Source organism: Methylobacterium goesingense (assembly GCF_022179225.1).
Taxonomy (GTDB): domain Bacteria; phylum Pseudomonadota; class Alphaproteobacteria; order Rhizobiales; family Beijerinckiaceae; genus Methylobacterium; species Methylobacterium goesingense.
In genome coordinates, this window is record NZ_BPQL01000144.1 from 1 (window position 1) to 17,177 (window position 17,177).

The window sequence follows — 17,177 nt, forward strand, 5'->3', positions numbered from 1 at the left end:
GCCCCCACCCATGCGGCGGGCGAGGCCGCCGCATGGGTGGGGGCGACAAGCCCTTGCGCACCCTCGGGGGCCGCACCCTGCTCGACCGGGTGTACACCCGCTTCGCGCCCCAATGCGCGGCCGGCGTGATCCTCAACGCCAACGGCGATCCAAGCCGCTTTCCCAACTTCCCGGGCGCGATCGTTCCCGACGGGGTGCCCGACAATCCCGGGCCCCTGGCCGGCATCCTCGCCGGGCTCGACCACGCGGCCGCCCACCATCCCGAAACACGCCACCTCGCCAGCGTCTCGGGCGACGCGCCGTTCTTGCCCCGCGACCTCGTCGCCCGCCTCGCCGGGGCGGTCGGGCGGGATGACGCCATCGCCATGGCGGCGTCGGGCGGGCGCGAGCACTTCACGGTGGCGCTCTGGCCCGTGGCCCTGCGGGCGGACCTGCGCGCGGCCCTGGTGGAGCGCGGCGAGCGCCGGGTCGGCGCTTTCCTGAGGCGTCACGGCGCGGTGGCGGTGTCCTGGCCGGCGGAGCCCCACGACCCGTTCGCCAACATCAACGCACCGGAAGACCTCGCAGCGGCCGAAGCCCGCCTCGCCGGGATGGAAGACGCCTGACGCGTCAGGTCGGAGCGCTCTTGACCGCGGCGCATGCCCGCCAGCGCGGGTAAAGCAGCCCAAGGGCGAGTCCACCGAGGACGAGGCCCGCGGCGCCGAGCTTCCAGCCGGGCAGCGGCTCGCCGAGCCAGAGGGCCGAGGCCCCCATGCCGAAGACCGGCACCAGCAGCGCCATCGGGGTGATCAGGGCGGCGGGGTGGCGCGCGAGCAACCAGCCCCAGATCGCGTAGCCGAACAGGGTGTTGCCCACCGCCTGCCAGACCACCGCGCCCCAGGTCGCTAGGTCTGCCCGCACGAGGCCGTCGCGGATGGCGTCCCAGCCTTCGAGGAGGAACGAGGCGGCGAGGAGCGGCGGCGCCGAGAACAGGCTCGCCCAGACGACGTAGGGCAGCATCGCCCGAACGCCGCTGCGCTTGGCCGCCATGTTCCCGCCGGCCCAGCTCAGGGCGGCGCAGGCCACGAGCCCGAGTCCGAAGGGCGTCGTCGCGGCATCGGTGTGGGCGGCGATGACGGCGAGGCCGGCCGCCGCGAGGCCGAGGGCCGCCCATTGGTGGCCGGACACCCGCTCGCCGGTGAGCCGGACCGAGAGGCCGATGGTGAAGAAGACCTGGATCTGGATCACCAGGGAGGCGAGGCCGGGGGCGATGTGGCCGCGCAGGGCGATGAACAGCAGGCCGAACTGTCCGGCCCCGATCAGCAGGCCGTAGGCGGCGAGATTGCGCCAGGGAACCGCCGGGCGGCGCAGCAGGAACACGCCCGGCAGGGCCGCGAGTACGAAGCGCAGGGCGGCGAAGAGCAACGGCGGCAGGTGGTCAAGCCCGATCCGGATCACGACGAAGTTCGTGCCCCAGACCGCCACCACCGCGAGGGCGAGGAGGACGTCGCGAAGCGGGAGGGTGCCGGTCATGGCTCGCCGTCTTTCAGGCCATGGACGTCGTGCCAAGGTCTGCCGGGTCCCGAAACGAAAGAAGTGTCCGCACTTTCGCACGGACACTTCCCTCGAACGCGAATTGTGCGGCCCGGATCAGGCGGCGCCGACCGTCGCCTTGACGATCTTGTCGGGGGAACGCGGCGGCTCGCCCTTGTTCAGGGTGTCGACCACGTCCATGCCTTCCACGACCTTGCCCCAGACGGTGTACTGCTTGTCGAGGAAGCGGGCATCGCCGAAGCAGATGAAGAACTGCGAGTTGGCCGAGTGCGGGAAGTTCGTGCGGGCCATCGAGCAGGTGCCGCGCACGTGCGGCTCGGCGTTGAACTCGGCGTTCAGGTCGGGCAGGTCGGAGCCGCCCGAGCCGGTGCCGGTCGGGTCGCCGGTCTGGGCCATGAAGCCGTCGATCACGCGGTGAAACGGCACACCGTCGTAGAAGCCCTGTGCCGCGAGGGTCTTGAGGCGCTCCACGTGGTTCGGCGCGAGGTCGGGGCGCAGGCCGATCACGACGCGGCCCTTGGTGGTCTCCAGGATGATGGTTTCGGTCTCTGCCATGGGTCTAGACTCCTTGTCCCTTGGGTCCTTGGTAGATGAAGCGGAGCGCGATCGGGCGCCCCGCGATGGCCGCGCCGAGGGCGGGGGTGATCCGGGCGGGCGTGCAGCGCCGGATCGCCGCCAGGGTTGCATCGGTGAGGATGCGATAGGCGCGGGTATCCGAATTCTGTGTCGAGAAGGTCACGCGGGGCGTGCCGATCACGGAGCCGTCACGGCGCAGGGCGAAGCGAGCGGTGATCTCGGTGCGCTCGAAGCGCGACAGGCCCTCGGGGATCTCCCAGCACGCGGCGAGCACGGGATAGAGTTCCTGCAGGGTGTCGGCCGGCTTCCGGCCATCGGGTGCCTTCTCGCCATCAGGCGTCCTGGGACTGTCGGCCATGCCGTTCCGAGGCCCGTTCAGGGGAACTTGAACGGTGCCCTTCAGGGTCTCCGGCAGGGTCAGCGGACCCGTAGAGGGCGTCGCCCGCACAGGGACCCCGGCGGCGAGGAGCGCCGCGAGTGCCCCAAGGTGCCGGTCGACGCCCCGCAAACTACTTGGCTCCCTGCGCCATCTGCATCTTCACGATCTTGTCGGGGTTCTGCACCGCCCCGCCCGGTGCGCCGGGGGCCGCCTTCTTGATCGCGTCGACCGCCTCCATCCCCGAGGAGACGAGGCCGACCACGGTGTACTGGCCGTTCAGGAACGGCGCGTCACCGAGGCAGATGAAGAACTGCGAATTGGCGGAGTTCGGATCGGACGAGCGGGCCATGCCGACGGTGCCGCGCCGGAACGGGGATTGCGAGAACTCGGCGGGGATGTTCGGCAGGTCCGAGCCACCGGTGCCGTTGCCCTTCGGGTCGCCGGTCTGGGCCATGAAGCCGTCCATGACGCGGTGGAACTTCAGGCCGTTGTAGAAGCCCTTCTTGATGAGGGTCTTGAGCTGGGCCACGTGCTTGGGTGCCAGATCGGGCCGCAGTTCGATGGTGACACGGCCGTCCTTGGTGTCGAGGAACACCGTGTTCTCGTCCGCCGCCAAGGCTCCGGTCACGAAGGCCGCGGGTGCCGTGCCGATCAGGGCGGCGAGGCTGAGGAGGGCGATCCGGCGATTGAGGCCGAGGGTGTTGCCGAACTTCATGGGCAGGCGTTCTCTCTTCAGTCGGGTCGAGGGGATCAGGATCTGCCGAAGCGCTGGTTCAGGCGCTCGGCCACCGCCGGGGGCACGAAAGGCGAGACGTCGCCCCCCATCGCGGCGATCTGGCGGACCAGGGTGGCGGTGATCGGCCGGACGCCGGTGGAGGCCGGCAGGAAGACGGTCTGCACCTCCGGCGCCATGGCGCCGTTCATGCCAGCGAGTTGCATCTCATAATCGAGGTCGGTGCCGTCGCGCAGACCCCGTATGAACACCGAGGCGCCGACCCGACGGGCCGCCGTCACCGCGAGGTCGTCGAAGGTGACGATGGTGAGTTCGGTGCTCTCGGCCTGCGCCAGCGGCCCGCAGGTGGCACGCAGCAACTCAGCGCGCTCGTCCGGCGAGAACATCGGCGCCTTGCCGGGATGCACGCCGATGGCGATGACCAGGTTGGAGACGAGTCGACAGGCCTGACGGATGACGTCGAGGTGTCCGTTCGTGACCGGGTCGAACGAGCCGGCATAGAGGGCGGTGCGGATCATCGCGGCCCGGGGTAGAGCATTTCGCCCCGGAACGGAACCTCCCCGCCCGCAACGAAAAAGGCGGGCCCCGTTTCGGGAGCCCGCCTCTCTTAGGATCGGGGCCGGGATTCCGGCGCCGGGTGATCCTAGTAGGTGCCGAACTTGTAGTTGATGCCGGCGCGGGCGATGCTGCCCTCGGTCCGGAAGCGGGCGATGTAGCCGGCGCCCGGGAACACGGCGGTGTTGGTGTTGGCGACCGTGATGGCGCGCGAGCCGAGGTCGTAGCGCAGGTACTCGGCCTTGATCGTCACGGCGGAGGACTTGAAGAAGTTCAGGAACGAATCGGTCGGCAGGGCGTACTCGATGCCGCCGCCATAGGCGTAGCCCGTCTCGATGTTCGAGCGCGAACCCGCATACGCGATCGGGGCGTTGGTCTGGAACGTGACGCTCTGGTTCACGTCGCCGTAGGCAAAGCCACCGGTCCCGTAGACCAGGAACCGGTCGAAGGCGTAGCCGATGCGGCCGCGCACGGTGCCGAGGAACGACAGCTCGCTGCGGTACGTGTTGGTCAGCGTGTTGGGATTGAAGCGGATGTCGGTGCGCGTGCGCTGCAGGTCGGTGTAGGCTGCATCGGCCTCGACGCCCACGACGATGCCGTTGCCCGGCGTGAACTGGTAGTTGTAGCCGATCTGGCCGCCGGCGGTGAAGCCTTCCTGGCGGACGTTGATGGCGGCCTGGCGGAAGCCGAGGTTCACGTTGTTCTGGAGGGCGCCGATACCGGTGGTGCGGACGGTGTCACGCTCGCTGAAGGCATAGCCGGCGTTCACGCCGAGATAGGCGCCCGTCCAGGTGAAGACCGGGAGGGGCACGAAGACCGGCGGGGCTGCGCGGCGCGGAAGGTCGGCGGCCGAGGCGGCGCCGCACAGGAGGGCGCTGGCGGCGCCGGCGAGGAGAATCTGCTTCAGCACTTGGAAATTCCACGAATGTCAGGGGCGGCTCGACATTGGGGGTACGGTGCCGGCGGGTGTTTCGCTATTGTATCTGCGTCACACGTCTCAGTAATGACGCAAGATCGAGAAAATATTTCGACACGCTTTCAAGGACTTGATCATCCCCACGGACACGGTTTCGTGATGCGCGCGGGGATGATCGATGTATCGAGGGGTCTCAGCTCTCCTCGGCTCCCTCGCTTTCGTCCTCGCCCTCGATGTGTTCGACGGACACGACACGCTCGGTCTTCTCGGTATTGAACACCGTCACGCCCTGGGAGGCGCGGCCGACGATGCGAATATCGTCCACCGGCACGCGGATGAGCTGGCCGCCATCGGTGACCAGCATGATCTGGTCGGAGGGTTGGACCGGGAACGAGGCCACGAGGTTGCCGTTGCGGGCATTGACCCGCATTGCGGTGATGCCTTTGCCGCCGCGGCCCGAGGTCCGGTACTCGTAAGACGAAGTCCTCTTGCCGAAGCCGCGCTCGGACAGCGTGAGCACGAACTGCTCGTTGGCGCCCATCTCGTTGTAGCGCTCCAGGGAGATAGCGCTGGCCTCGGCTACCCCCTCCTCGGCCTCGGGGCTCGCCGTCTCCTCGCCCTCGACCCCCTCGCCGATCACGGCGCGGCGCATCTTCAGGTAGCCCGCGCGCTCCTCGGGCGAGGCGTCGAAGCTGTTGAGGATCGTCATCGAGATGACGCGGTCGTCCTTGGCGAGGTTGATGCCGCGCACGCCCGTCGAATCGCGGCCCTTGAAGACGCGCACGTCCTCGACGGGGAAGCGGATGCACTGGCCCGCCTGCGTGGTGAGCAGCACGTTCTGGTCCGCCCGGCAGATCTCGACGTGCACGATGTGGTCGCCCGCGTCGAGCTTCATGGCGATCTTGCCGGCGCGGTTCACCTGCACGAAATCCGAGAGCTTGTTGCGCCGGACACCGCCGCTCGCCGTGGCGAACATGACGTCGAGGGTCTCCCAGGAGGCTTCGTCCTCGGGCAGCGGCATGATGGTGGTGATGCGCTCGGTGCCGGCATCCATGGACAGGATGTTCACGAGCGCCTTACCGCGCGCGTTCGGGGCCGCCATGGGCAGGCGCCAGACCTTCTCCTTGTAGACCTGGCCCTGGTTCGAGAAGAACAGCACCGGCGTGTGGGTGTTGGCCACGAACAGGCGGGTGACGAAATCCTCGTCGCGGGTCGACATGCCCGAGCGGCCCTTGCCGCCCCGGCGCTGGGCCCGGTAGGTCGAGAGCGGCACGCGCTTGACGTAGCCCGCGTGGGACACGGTGACGACCATGTCCTCGCGCTGGATCAGATCCTCGTCCTCGACGTTCGAATCCCAGTCGAGGATCACCGTGCGGCGCGGGGTGGCGTACGCCTCGCGCACCTCCGCGAACTCGTCCTTGACGATGCCCATGATGCGCAGGCGCGAGCGCAGGATGTCGAGGTAGTCGGCGATCTCGTCGGCGAGCTTCTTCAACTCGTCGCCGATCTCGTCGCGACCCAGCGCCGTGAGGCGCTGCAGGCGCAGATCCAGGATGGCGCGGGCCTGCACCTCGGAGAGGCGGTAGGTGCCGTCGTCGGAGACCCGGTGGCGCGGATCGTCCACCAGGGCGATGAGCGGGGCGATGTCGTGGGCCGGCCAGCTGCGGGCCATCAGGGCGTCGCGGGCGGTGTTGGGGTCGGGCGAGGTCCGGATCAGCCGGATCACCTCGTCGATGTTGGCGACCGCGATGGCCAGACCGCACAACACGTGGGCGCGCTCGCGGGCTTTGTTGAGAAGGAACTTGGTCCGCCGCGAGACCACCTCTTCGCGAAAATCGATGAAGGCCTGGAGCAGGTCCTTCAGGTTCATCAGTTCGGGCCGGCCGCCGTTCAGCGCCACCATGTTGCAGCCGAAGGACGATTGCAGCGGCGTGAAGCGGTAAAGCTGGTTCAGCACCACGTCCGCCATGGCGTCGCGCTTGATTTCGACGACGATGCGCATGCCGTCGCGGTCGGATTCGTCGCGCAGGTCCGAGATGCCCTCGACGCGCTTCTCCTTCACCAGCTCGGCGATCTTCTCCATCAGCGTGGCCTTGTTCACCTGATACGGGATCTCGGTGAAGATCAGCGCCTCGCGCTCCTTGCGCAGCTCCTCCACGTGGGACTTCGCCCGCATGATGATCGAGCCGCGCCCCGTGGCGTAGGCCTGGCGCGTTCCGGCCCGGCCGAGGATCGAGCCGCCGGTGGGGAAGTCGGGGCCGGGCACGAACTCGGTGAGCTGCTCGATCGACAGGCCGGGATCGTCGATGAGCGCGACGCAGGCATCGATCAGCTCGCCGAGGTTGTGCGGCGGGATGTTGGTGGCCATGCCGACCGCGATGCCACCGGCGCCGTTGACCAGCAGGTTGGGGAAGCGGGCGGGCAGGACGGTCGGCTCCTCGCGCGACTCGTCGTAGTTCGGCTGGAAGTCGACGGTGTTCTTGTCGATGTCCGCCAGCAGCGCGTTGGCGGGCTTGGCCAGGCGCGACTCGGTGTAGCGCATGGCGGCCGGCGGATCGCCGTCGACCGAGCCGAAATTGCCCTGCCCGTCGATGAGCATCAGGCGCATCGAGAAGTCCTGCGCCATGCGGACCAAGGCGTCGTAGATCGATTGGTCGCCGTGCGGGTGGTAGAGACCGATCACGTCGCCGACGATGCGGGCCGACTTGACGTATTTGCGCTCGGGCAGGTGCCCGCTCTCGTAGGCCGAGTAGAGGATGCGCCGGTGCACGGGCTTGAGGCCGTCGCGCGCATCGGGCAGCGCCCGGCTCACGATCACGCTCATGGCGTAATCGAGGTAGGAGCGCTTCATCTCGTCGGTGATCGACACGGGCTTGATGTCGGAGGCGGGCGAAGGCGTACCGGCGCCCGGAATGTCGTTCTCTGCCAAGGTCTTCGGTCTCTGCTGATACGAGGCCCGGAGCACCGGCGGCGGCCGTCAGCCGCCCCCGCTCACGGGATTGTTGCGCGCGTCTCCGGCAGGGGCACAGAGCCGCGCAGGAACCTGCGCAAACCCATAGCACATCCGTTCGGTCCGGGCCAGGAAAGGACCCTTAACCCCCTGGCAACCAAGGACTTGCCCGCAGGCGCCCCTGGCCCGTCCGGCGCGGCCCGGCGAACCGGCGCGAAGGGGTCACGAAAGCGAACGGGCGCGACCCTGATGGAGCCGCGCCCGTGATCGCCGACGAGACCGTGCCGATCCCTAGAACGGGATGTCGTCGTCGAGGTCGTAGTTCGGCTTGGAGCCACCGCCCCCGCCGCCGCCAGAGGGCCGCCGGTCGCCGCCGCCGGAGGGGCGGCCACCGCCGCCGCCGCCGTAATCGCCACCTCGGTCGCCGCCGCGCCCGCCGCCGCTACCGCCGCCGCCACCGAAATCGCCGCCGCGGCTGATCTGGCCGCCGCTCTCCTCGTCCATGCCCATCTCACCGCCGCCGCCGCTGCGCCCGTCGAGGAGCGTCAGCTCGCCCCGGAAGCGCTGGAGCACGACCTCGGTGGTGTACTTCTCGACGCCGGACTGGTCCGACCATTTGCGGGTCTGGAGCTGGCCCTCGATGTAGACCTTCGAGCCCTTGCGCAGGTACTGCTCGGCCACGCGGGCGAGGTTTTCGTTGTAGATCACCACCGAGTGCCACTCGGTCTTCTCCTTGCGCTCGCCCGACATCTTGTCCTTCCAGGACTCCGATGTGGCGATGCGCAGGTTCACGACGGGATCGCCGGAGGCAAGGCGCCGTGTCTCGGGATCACGCCCGAGATTGCCCACCAGGATCACCTTGTTCACGCTGCCGGCCATGCCGCTCTCTCCTACCGATCGATCTCACGCTGCGCCACGGCCCCGGATCCTTCCACCGGCCGACCGCGATACCGCCTGTCATGAGCCTCCGAAGCCGCGACGGCAATCGTGAGGGGCATTCTGTCCCCGTGACTCCCAGGCAGACGATCCGCGCACCCGATGTTCTATATTTGTTCTGATTTTGAGGCAAGGCGCCCGCGCGGACGCCTTGCCTTCCCGTCACCCGATCCGGACGAGGAGCTTGCCGAAGTTGCGCCCTTTCAGGAGGCCGGCGAAGGCCTCGGGCGCATTCTCCAGCCCGTCCACGATATCCTCCCGGTGGACGATCAGGCCCTCGCGCAGCCAGCTGCCGACCTCGTCCAGAAAGTCCTGTTCCTGGGCGGCGTAGTCCCAGACGATGAAGCCCTCGAGGTGCAGGCGCTTCGTCAGGATCGCCCGCATCAGCACCGGCACCCGGTCGGGGCCGGGTGGCAACTCGGTGGCGTTGTAGCCCGAGACGAGGCCGCAGACCGGCACCCGGGCGAAGCTGTTCAGGAGCGGCAGGACCGCATCGAACACCGCGCCGCCGACATTCTCGAAATAGACGTCGATGCCGTCCGGGCAGGCCGCTGCCAGGGCATCGGGGAAGTCGTCCGCTCGATGGTCGATCGCCGCGTCGAAGCCGAGGGTTTCGCGCAGGTAAGCGCATTTCTCCGGACCGCCCGCGATGCCGACCGCGCGTGCCCCCCGGCGCTTGGCGATCTGCCCGACGAGGGAGCCGACCGGACCCGTGGCGGCCGCGACCGCCACGGTCTCACCGGCTTTCGGCCGGCCGATGTTGCGCAGGCCCGCATAAGCCGTCATCCCGGGCATCCCCAGGATACCGAGCGCGGTGGTGACGGGGGCTGCCGCCGGGTCGAGCTTGCGCAGGCCCCGGCCGTCCGACGTGGTGAATTCCTGCCAGCCGCCGAAGCCGACGACCATGTCGCCGACGTCGAACCCGGGGTGATCCGAGGCCAGGACTTCCGCCACGGTGGCCCCCACCATGGTGTCGCCGATGGCGACGGGCTCGGCATAGGATTTCGCCGCGCTCATGCGCCCGCGCATGTAGGGATCGAGGGACAGGTAGCGGTTGGCCAGCAGCACCTCCCCGGCTTTCGGCACGGGCATCCGCGCCTCCTCCAGCCGGAAATGCGAGGCGTTCGGCTCCCCGTGCGGGCGGGCGGCGAGGACGATGCGGCGGTTCGCGGTGGTCATGGGAACTCCGGGGTTGTCGCGCTTTGCGAAGGCCGATCGGCAAGTCCGTCCGGACGCACGCGGGTCCGGGCGACTGCCACTGGCTCAGATGGGTCGGGTCGGTCCAACGGCAAACCGGACCGGGTTCACCCGCGCGGGCCGCGCGCTATCTGCAGGGCGACGGTTGCGGTGAGTTGCGGCCTTTCGCACGGAGGTTGGACGATGATGGGGCGTGGTTGGGCGATCGGCGCGACGCTGCTCGGCGTCGGAGCGGCACAGGCCGCCGAAAGTCCGCTTGAGCGTTATCGCTGGAGCGCACGCGTCTTGGTGGTCTCGGCGCCCGGCGCGGGCGATCCGAATCTGGCCGCCCAGCGCGCCATCCTGGCCGAAGTCCGCCCGGGCCTGAAGGAGCGCGATCTCGTGACCCTCGAGGCGGTGGGCGATGCGCCGGAGGCACGGCGCCTGCGCGCGACGCTCCGATTGCCGCCGGACGCGTTCCGCGTCGTGCTGATCGGCAAGGACGGGGAGGCCAAGCGCGTCGAGGGGGCGCTGTTACCGGCCCCCGCCCTCTTCGAGACCATCGACGCCATGCCGATGCGCCGGGACGAGACGCGCCGATAGGCGCGGTTCGGCCGGCACCATGAGCGCAAACGAGAAGGGGCCGCACGTGGCGGCCCCTCCCCGTCAACGATCGCTCGGGATCGATCAGTAGCAGCGCTCGACCAGCACCCGGCGGTAGCCGTAGGGCGTCCAGCGCACGCGCGGGACCGTGTAGCAGCCGCCGCCGTAACCGTAATCGTAGGCGCCGTAACCGACCGGCGCGTATCCGTACCCATAACCTGGGCCGTAGCCGCCGTAGAGACCGCCGGCCGCGAGGCCGAGGCCGACACCCAGGCCAAGGCCGCCGAGGCCGTAGCCGTATCCCCGGCCGTAGCCGCGACCGTAATACCCGCCGCGGTAACCGCCGAAGCCACCGCGATACCCGCCGAAACCGGCGTTGCGGAAGCCGCCGAAGCCGCCACGATACCCACCGAACCCGCCGCGGAAACCGCCGCCGCCGAAACCACCCCGGAAGCCACCGCCGCCGCCGTGGAAACCACCGCCGTGGAAGCCACCACCGCCGAAGCCGCGTGCGTCGGCCGTCGCCGGAATCATCGCGAGCGCGCCGACCATGGCTGCGGAAGCGAGAAGAACTCGTTTCATCACATCGTCTCCGAAAGAAGCCGAAACGTCCCCGTCAGGCGAAAAACGCCGATGCACCCAAAACGGTTCAGGATCGTTTTGTTTCTCCCCGTTTCGTGAAGTCTGCGGCCCACCTCGCCTCCTTCGCCCCGTCGCACCCTTGAAATAAGCGTGGGTTTCGGGCGAGGAAGCGCAGCCGGCCGCCGCGATCCCTCGGCGGGCGTGGTGGCGGGTGATACGGGTGATCATGGTGCAGGTTGTTGAGCGAACGCGCATTCGGGTGAGCCGTTTCCCGGTCCTCGCCTTCCTGCGGGTCGCCGCCCTCGGCCTTGCCCTCGGCGGTACGGCAGCTGCCGCGCCGGCTGCTGCCCCCGCTCCGGCGCCCTGCCGCGCCGTTCAGGCCGAGGGCGAGGCCTACACGGTCTGCACGGTCGACCTGCGCCGCGAGCGTGTCCGTGTGTTTTGGCTCGGGGCCGACGGCCTGCCCTATTCTTCCCTCTCGACACTGGCCGAGAAGCAGGGCAGCGGCCTGCGCTTCGCGATGAATGCCGGCATGTATGACAAGGGCCAGGCCCCGGTCGGGCTGTACATCGAGGACGGGCGCGAACTGAAGGGCGTGTCCACCGCCAACGGGCCGGGCAACTTCCACCTCAAGCCGAACGGCATCTTCTGGGTGAAGGGCGAGCGCGCCGGCGTGATGGAGACGGGCCGCTACCTTCGTGCCGCGCCCAAGCCCGACTTCGCCACCCAGTCGGGTCCGATGCTGGTGGTGGACGGGCATATCCACCCCAAGATCTCCGCCGACGGCCCGAGCCAGAAGATCCGAAACGGGGTCGGGGTCCGCGACGACGGCCGCACCGCCGTTTTCGCGATCTCCGAGCGCCCGGTGAGCTTCGGCGCCTTCGCGCGTCTGTTCAAGGACACCCTCGGGTGCCGCAACGCTCTGTTCCTCGATGGCAGCGTATCGAGCCTCTACGCTCCGTCCATGAGCCGCTCGGACCTGAGCCGGCCCCTGGGCCCGATGGTTGGAGCGGTGGCGCGCTGAGAACGGGGCCGTTCAGGCATCGTCCTCGCGGCCGAAAACCTCGCCCTCGTCGGCCAACCGCGCGTCGGCCTCGTCGCTCCGGAGGACCTGGAGCGCGCGGTACTGCTGGAGGAGGCCGCGTAGACGGATGTTGGCCTCCGTACAGTCGGCGGGCTCGGGGCTGTCCGCCTCGCAGCCCGCGATGGTCTCCTCGGTCTGACGGTCGACCGCCGCGCGCTCGGTGGCGCTCAGGGTTTCGAGGTCGCCGAAGCCGAGTTCCAGGGCGATCAGTTCGGCGATCTCGCGCCGCTTCTCCGCGATCTCGGACATGTTCCCTCCGGGTCCGTGTACTGCCCCGTTTACAGAACGGTCAGTGCCGCTCGGTCGATCCAGGCCTCCTGCTCGTCCCCATCGACGTCGCCGTCGACGAACCAGCGGCAGAGCGCCCGGTCCCCTTCCAGGGCCACCACCGTCATGGTGGCCTCGTTGTCGTCGGATGCGACGAAGTCGCCGACCTTGATCTCCATGAACTCCCTCCTCGCCTCGATGATGATTGGTGTCAGGCCCGCTTCGCCCGCTTTCCGAACGCCACGGAGAGGCGGGCGCGCACGCCCTCCGGGATCTCCGTGCGCGACTCGATCCGCACGCACGGCATCTCGCTGCCGATCGTGCTGCTTGGGTCGAAGTCGAAGCGCATGTGGCGCAGGCCGAGTTCGAGGCGGGTGACGCCGTCCGATTGGGTCAGGTCCTCGCCGAAGACCTCGATCAGCGGTCCGTCCGGGTCGCCCTTCTCGATCTGGATGATGAAGTAGCCCGCCGGCTCCTCCTCGTCGTCGGCCCCCGAGATCAGGGTGATGCCGTTCTCGATATCGAGGCGAACCCGCTCCACCGCGAAGGTGGTGACGTCGTCGTCGTCCATGCTGCGTGTCTCTCGCGAAGCGCCCGCTGTGGCGGGTTGGCTGATGGGATGGGGCAATGCCCGGGCGTCGTGTGCGATGCGCTCAGCGCTGTCCGTGCCGGGTGTCGGCGAAGAGGTCCTTGAACTGGCGCGGTTGCGAACGCCAGTACTGGCGCGGTGCCCGCACCTGCGCGCCGAGTTCGGCCGCCGCGTGCCAGGGCCAGCGCGGGTTGTACAGGAGGGCGCGGGCCAGTGAGACCGCGTCGGCTTGGTTTTGAGCCAAGATCGATTCCGCGTGAGCGGCCTCGGTGATCAGCCCGACCGCGATGGTGGTGAGCCCGGTCTCGGCCTTGATCCGCTCGGCGAACGGCACCTGGTAGCCGGCCGAGAGCGGGATCTGCTGGCGGGTGGAGAGGCCGCCCGTGGAGACGTGGATCGCGGCCGCGCCCCGGCGCTTGAGGGCGTGGGCAAGTTCTACCGTCTCTTCCAGGGTCCAGCCCTCCTCGACCCAATCCGTGGCCGAGACCCGCATCCAGACCGGCTTACCCGCCGGCACGGCCTCCCGCACCGCCTCGAAGCATTCGAGCGGAAACCGCATCCGGTTGGCGAGCGAGCCACCGTACTGATCGGTCCGTTGATTGGACAAGGGCGAGAGGAACTGGTGCAGCAGGTAGCCGTGCGCTCCGTGCAGCTCGAATCCGTCGATGCCGAGGTTCAGAGCTCGGCGCGCGGTGGCGACGAAGCCGTCGCGGATGCGCTTCAGCCCCTCCGAGTCGAGAGCCAGGGGCGCCACCTCGTCCGCCCCGTGCGCCAGCGCCGAGGGGGCCTCCGTGCGCCAGCCGTCCGGCGCTTGCGGATCGATCTGGGCACCGCCGTCCCACGGCGCGCGGCTCGAGGCTTTCCGACCCGCATGGTTGATCTGGATCGCGATCGGCACCGGTGCATAGCCACGCACCGCGTCGAGGACCCGGCCCAGCGCCCGCTCCGTCTCGTCGGAATAGAGCCCGAGGTCGGTGGGCGAGATCCGCGCCTCCGGCGAGATCGCCGTCGCCTCCAGGGTCAGGAGCCCCGCCCCCGACATCGCCATCTGCCCGAGATGCATCAGGTGCCAGTCGCCGGCCTGGCCCGCATGGGCCGAGTACTGGCACATTGGCGCGACGATGATGCGGTTTTCCAGGGTGAGGTCGTCGAGGCGCAGGGGCTCGAACAGGCGGGCGGTCATGCGGGGCTCCGGCTTGGCGGTAGTCCCGCATACGTGGCGCGTCCGGGGGCGCTTGGCTACCCGGCTCCGATCCCCCGCCCCTTCAGGCTGGCGCCGATCTCGTCGAGGACGCCGGCATCGTCGATGGTCGGGGGCGTGGTCCAGGGCTCGCCGTCGGCGATGCGCTTCATGGTCCCGCGCAGGATCTTGCCCGAGCGGGTCTTGGGCAGGCGCTGCACGGTGAGCGCCAGCTTGAAGGCCGCGACGGGCCCGATCTGCTCACGGACCAGGGCCACGAGCTCGCCCTCGATCGCCTGGGTCGGGCGGTCCACCCCCGATTTTAGCACCACGAAGCCGCAGGGCTGCTCGCCCTTCAGGGCATCACGGATGCCGATGACCGCGCATTCGGCCACGTCCGGATGGCTCGCCAGCACCGCCTCCATGGAGCCGGTGGAGAGCCGGTGCCCGGCGACGTTGATGATGTCGTCGGTGCGGCCGAGAACAGTGACGTAGCCGTCGGCGTCGACGATGCCGGCGTCAGAGGTATCGTACCAGCCTGGATAAGTGGCGAGGTAGCTCGACCGGAAGCGCTCTTCCGAGCCCCAGAGAGTCGGCAGGCAGCCGGGCGGCAGGGGCAGCCGCAGGGCAATGGTGCCCATCGTGCCGGCGGGCACCGGCTTGCCGGCCTCGTCCAGGACGGCGAGATCGTAGCCCGGCATCGGCACGCAGGCGCTGCCGTGCTTGACCGGCAGCTGGCCGAGCCCGACGGGATTGCCCGCGATGGCCCAGCCGGTTTCGGTCTGCCACCAATGGTCGATGACCGGCCGGCCGAGGGCCCGCTCGGCCCAGGCCACCGAATCGGGGTCGGCCCGCTCCCCGGCGAGGAACAGGGTGCGGAAGGCCGAGAGGTCGTAGGCGCCGACCAGCTCGGCGCGCGGGTCTTCCTTCTTGATCGCCCGCAGCGCGGTGGGCGCCGTGAACAGGCAGGCGGCGCCGTATTCCGAGACCACCCGCCAGAGGGCCCCGGCATCGGGCGTACCCACCGGCTTGCCTTCGTAGAGCACCGTGGTGCAGCCGTGCAGGAGCGGCGCGTAGACGATGTAGGAATGGCCGACCACCCAGCCGATGTCGGAGGCGCAGAAGTAGGTTTCGCCCGGCGCCACGTCGTAGAGGTTGGGCATCGACCAGGCGAGCGCGACGCAATAGCCGCCCGTATCCCGCACCACGCCCTTGGGCTTCCCCGTCGTGCCGGAGGTGTAGAGGATGTAGAGCGGATCGGTGGCCGCCACGGTCACGCACTCCGCCCGCCGGCCCTCGGCCGTTGCCCGTGCCACCGTCTCGGCCCAATCGTGGTCGCGTCCGGGCACGAGCTCGGCCGGCGCCTGCGGACGCTGGAGGACGAGACAGGCCGCGGGCTTGTGCGCGCAGGCCGCGATCGCGGCGTCGAGGAGCGGCTTGTAGGCCACGACGCGGTTCGGCTCGATGCCGCAGGAGGCGGCGAGCACCACCTTCGGGGCGGCATCCGCGATGCGGATCGCGAGCTCGTTGGCGGCGAACCCGCCGAACACCACGGAGTGGACGGCCCCGAGGCGCGCGCAGGCGAGCATGCCGAACAGGGCCTCGGGCACCATCGGCATGTAGATCACGACACGGTCGCCACGGCCGACCCCGAGGTCGCTGAGCACGCCGGCGAGCACGGCCACCGCATCGCGCAGCGCCGCGTAGGTGATTCGCCGCTTCGTACCGGTGACGGGCGAGTCGTACAGGATCGCGGCTTGGTCGCCGCGGCCGGCGGCCACGTGCCGGTCCACGGCATTGTGGCAGGCATTCAGGGTGGCGTCGGGAAACCAGCGGCCATAGGTGCCGGCCGCTCTGTCGAAGGCCCGGGTGGGCGGGCATGCCCAGTCGATCGCCTGGGCCGCGTCGAGCCAGAACGCCTCCGGATCGCGCAGCGAGGCCGCGTGAGCCTCGGCGTAGCGGCCGGGGAGCGGAGTCGGGGTGTGGGGCGTGGCGTCCATGGCGTATCCTGCGGGCCCGGTCGTGGTTGCCGGTTTCTCCGCACTCTACCGGAATTTACGCCGCCGGACTGCTCTGGCCTCATGCCGAACGGATTGAGCCGAAAAGTCGTCGCCCTGGAGACCAGCGGCGCTGATGCCACATACGAAAACCGCCGCCCTGGAGACCAGCGGCGGCGGCGAACGCTCGAGAGACTACGTGGTGGGAATGGGACGGGCTAGTGCAGCGCGTCGGTTTCGGTTCGCAGGCGGTTCATCTCGTCTTTGAGGTGGAGCTTGCGTCTCTTGAGCTCTGCGATGCGCAGATCGTTCGCCGAGGGTCGGATGGTGGCATCGTGGATCTCCCGCTCGAGGGCTTCGTGCTTCCGGGCGAGCTGGGTGAGGTGCGTCTGCAGTGACATGAGCTGTGTCTCCTGTCTCGTTTCGACGCGGGCAGACTGACATATGATCAGCCGGCTGTCGAAGGCTATCGACGGCCATGCTTGACGGATGTTTGTGCAGGCGGATGTTTGTGCAGGAGGGGCGGCGGGTTCTTGCCCAGGCCGACCGGCTGTCGCATGGTCTGCCGCGAAGGCGTCCCGGGGCATCAGGTGCGATGGCGGTCCAGTTCGATAACGATGCATCGGTGGAACCGGCCGATGAGTTGGCGCGGCTGAAGCAGGAACACCGGGACCTCGACGGCGCCATCGACGCCCTCGAACTCGGGGTGGTGGCCGACCAGTTGCAGATCCAGCGCCTGAAGAAGCGCAAGCTGTCCCTGCGCGACCGGATCTCGTATCTCGAGGACCAGATCACCCCCGACATCATCGCCTGACCGGGCCGGGCCCTCCGGGTTCTTGCCTTGCGGGCGCGCCGCCGCTTTTGTATTCGGCGTTCCAGGGGTCGCGGCGCGTCGCACGGCCCGTTCCACACATGATCGCGAAGGGATCTGACGACCATGGCGGGAGCCTCCCCGGTCGCGATCATCATGGGCAGCCAGTCGGACTGGGCGACCATGCGGCATGCCGCCGAGACGCTGGATGCGCTCGGCGTCGCTCATGACGATCGCATAGTCTCGGCCCATCGCACGCCCGACCGCCTCGTCGCCTTTGCCAAGGGCGCCAAGGCGACGAGGCGGTCGG

At 69.2% G+C, this 17,177-nt stretch carries 21 protein-coding genes; 5 read left to right on the forward strand and 16 right to left on the reverse strand.

Annotation, left to right across the window (positions count from 1 at the left end; all coding sequences use genetic code 11):
* Positions 1-605: molybdenum cofactor guanylyltransferase MobA (gene mobA / locus MFF30_RS21060; protein WP_238281883.1), on the forward strand; the 605-nt coding region annotated here is incomplete at its 5' end.
* A gap of 4 nt (positions 606-609) precedes the next feature.
* Here the strand turns inward: mobA and MFF30_RS21065 are convergent.
* The 9 genes from MFF30_RS21065 to curA form a co-directional block, all read right to left on the reverse strand.
* Positions 610-1,512, reverse strand: a complete 903-nt coding sequence (locus tag MFF30_RS21065; RefSeq protein WP_238281884.1) for an EamA family transporter — start codon at positions 1,510-1,512, stop codon at positions 610-612.
* Between the two features lie 117 nt (positions 1,513-1,629).
* Entirely contained in the window at positions 1,630-2,088 is a 459-nt protein-coding gene (locus MFF30_RS21070) for a peptidylprolyl isomerase (RefSeq protein WP_055950543.1), read from the reverse strand.
* 4 nt (positions 2,089-2,092) lie between these two features.
* Positions 2,093-2,617 (reverse strand): UCP034077 family protein, encoded by a 525-nt coding sequence (locus MFF30_RS21075; RefSeq protein WP_506289932.1) that lies wholly within the window; start codon positions 2,615-2,617, stop codon positions 2,093-2,095.
* Position 2,618: 1 nt separating this feature from the next.
* Positions 2,619-3,203, reverse strand: coding sequence for a peptidylprolyl isomerase (locus MFF30_RS21080; RefSeq protein WP_238281885.1), 585 nt, complete (start codon positions 3,201-3,203; stop codon positions 2,619-2,621).
* Between the two features lie 35 nt (positions 3,204-3,238).
* Positions 3,239-3,739 carry a pantetheine-phosphate adenylyltransferase gene (gene coaD, locus MFF30_RS21085; RefSeq protein ID WP_238281887.1) on the reverse strand — a complete coding sequence of 167 codons (501 nt, stop codon included), beginning with the start codon at positions 3,737-3,739 and terminating at the stop codon, positions 3,239-3,241.
* A 125-nt stretch (positions 3,740-3,864) separates the two neighbouring features.
* Complete coding sequence (locus MFF30_RS21090; protein ID WP_238281889.1) at positions 3,865-4,686, reverse strand: outer membrane protein; 822 nt, start codon at positions 4,684-4,686, stop codon at positions 3,865-3,867.
* A gap of 199 nt (positions 4,687-4,885) precedes the next feature.
* Entirely contained in the window at positions 4,886-7,621 is a 2,736-nt protein-coding gene (gene gyrA, locus MFF30_RS21095; RefSeq protein ID WP_283205928.1) for a DNA gyrase subunit A, read from the reverse strand.
* A gap of 312 nt (positions 7,622-7,933) precedes the next feature.
* Positions 7,934-8,521: a single-stranded DNA-binding protein gene (ssb, locus tag MFF30_RS21100; protein WP_238281892.1), complete on the reverse strand. Its 588-nt coding sequence runs from the start codon at positions 8,519-8,521 to the stop codon at positions 7,934-7,936.
* Between the two features lie 219 nt (positions 8,522-8,740).
* Positions 8,741-9,757, reverse strand: coding sequence for an NADPH-dependent curcumin/dihydrocurcumin reductase (gene curA / locus MFF30_RS21105; RefSeq protein ID WP_238281894.1), 1,017 nt, complete (start codon positions 9,755-9,757; stop codon positions 8,741-8,743).
* A 201-nt stretch (positions 9,758-9,958) separates the two neighbouring features.
* Here curA and MFF30_RS21110 point away from each other — a divergent pair, with 201 nt between their 5' ends.
* Positions 9,959-10,357, forward strand: coding sequence for a DUF4174 domain-containing protein (locus MFF30_RS21110; RefSeq protein ID WP_238281896.1), 399 nt, complete (start codon positions 9,959-9,961; stop codon positions 10,355-10,357).
* Between the two features lie 84 nt (positions 10,358-10,441).
* On the opposite strand, the gene MFF30_RS21115 is transcribed toward MFF30_RS21110, so the two are convergent.
* The gene (locus MFF30_RS21115) at positions 10,442-10,939 is read right to left on the reverse strand and encodes a hypothetical protein (RefSeq protein WP_238281897.1); all 498 of its coding nucleotides are present in this window, start codon (positions 10,937-10,939) and stop codon (positions 10,442-10,444) included.
* A gap of 259 nt (positions 10,940-11,198) precedes the next feature.
* On the opposite strand from MFF30_RS21115, the gene MFF30_RS21120 reads away from it, so the two are divergent.
* Positions 11,199-11,963, forward strand: a complete 765-nt coding sequence (locus tag MFF30_RS21120) for a phosphodiester glycosidase family protein (protein WP_373320970.1) — start codon at positions 11,199-11,201, stop codon at positions 11,961-11,963.
* 12 nt (positions 11,964-11,975) lie between these two features.
* Here MFF30_RS21120 and MFF30_RS21125 read toward each other — a convergent pair whose 3' ends face one another.
* The 6 genes from MFF30_RS21125 to MFF30_RS21150 form a co-directional block, all read right to left on the reverse strand.
* Positions 11,976-12,272: a hypothetical protein gene (locus MFF30_RS21125; protein ID WP_238281898.1), complete on the reverse strand. Its 297-nt coding sequence runs from the start codon at positions 12,270-12,272 to the stop codon at positions 11,976-11,978.
* 29 nt (positions 12,273-12,301) lie between these two features.
* Positions 12,302-12,469 (reverse strand): hypothetical protein, encoded by a 168-nt coding sequence (locus tag MFF30_RS21130; protein ID WP_238281899.1) that lies wholly within the window; start codon positions 12,467-12,469, stop codon positions 12,302-12,304.
* A 32-nt stretch (positions 12,470-12,501) separates the two neighbouring features.
* Positions 12,502-12,861, reverse strand: coding sequence for a hypothetical protein (locus tag MFF30_RS21135; protein WP_238281900.1), 360 nt, complete (start codon positions 12,859-12,861; stop codon positions 12,502-12,504).
* An 82-nt stretch (positions 12,862-12,943) separates the two neighbouring features.
* Positions 12,944-14,062: an NADH:flavin oxidoreductase/NADH oxidase gene (locus tag MFF30_RS21140; protein WP_238281901.1), complete on the reverse strand. Its 1,119-nt coding sequence runs from the start codon at positions 14,060-14,062 to the stop codon at positions 12,944-12,946.
* A 56-nt stretch (positions 14,063-14,118) separates the two neighbouring features.
* Complete coding sequence (locus tag MFF30_RS21145) at positions 14,119-16,059, reverse strand: propionyl-CoA synthetase (protein ID WP_238281902.1); 1,941 nt, start codon at positions 16,057-16,059, stop codon at positions 14,119-14,121.
* 215 nt (positions 16,060-16,274) lie between these two features.
* Positions 16,275-16,457 (reverse strand): YdcH family protein, encoded by a 183-nt coding sequence (locus MFF30_RS21150; RefSeq protein ID WP_238281903.1) that lies wholly within the window; start codon positions 16,455-16,457, stop codon positions 16,275-16,277.
* A gap of 194 nt (positions 16,458-16,651) precedes the next feature.
* Between MFF30_RS21150 and MFF30_RS21155 the strand changes: the two genes are divergently transcribed.
* Together MFF30_RS21155 and MFF30_RS21160 are read left to right on the forward strand one after the other, a co-directional pair.
* On the forward strand, positions 16,652-16,870 hold the full coding sequence (locus MFF30_RS21155) for a YdcH family protein (protein ID WP_238281906.1): 219 nt from the start codon (positions 16,652-16,654) through the stop codon (positions 16,868-16,870).
* 123 nt (positions 16,871-16,993) lie between these two features.
* Positions 16,994-17,177 (forward strand): AIR carboxylase family protein (locus MFF30_RS21160; protein ID WP_238281908.1); only part of this gene is annotated, 184 nt, incomplete at its 3' end.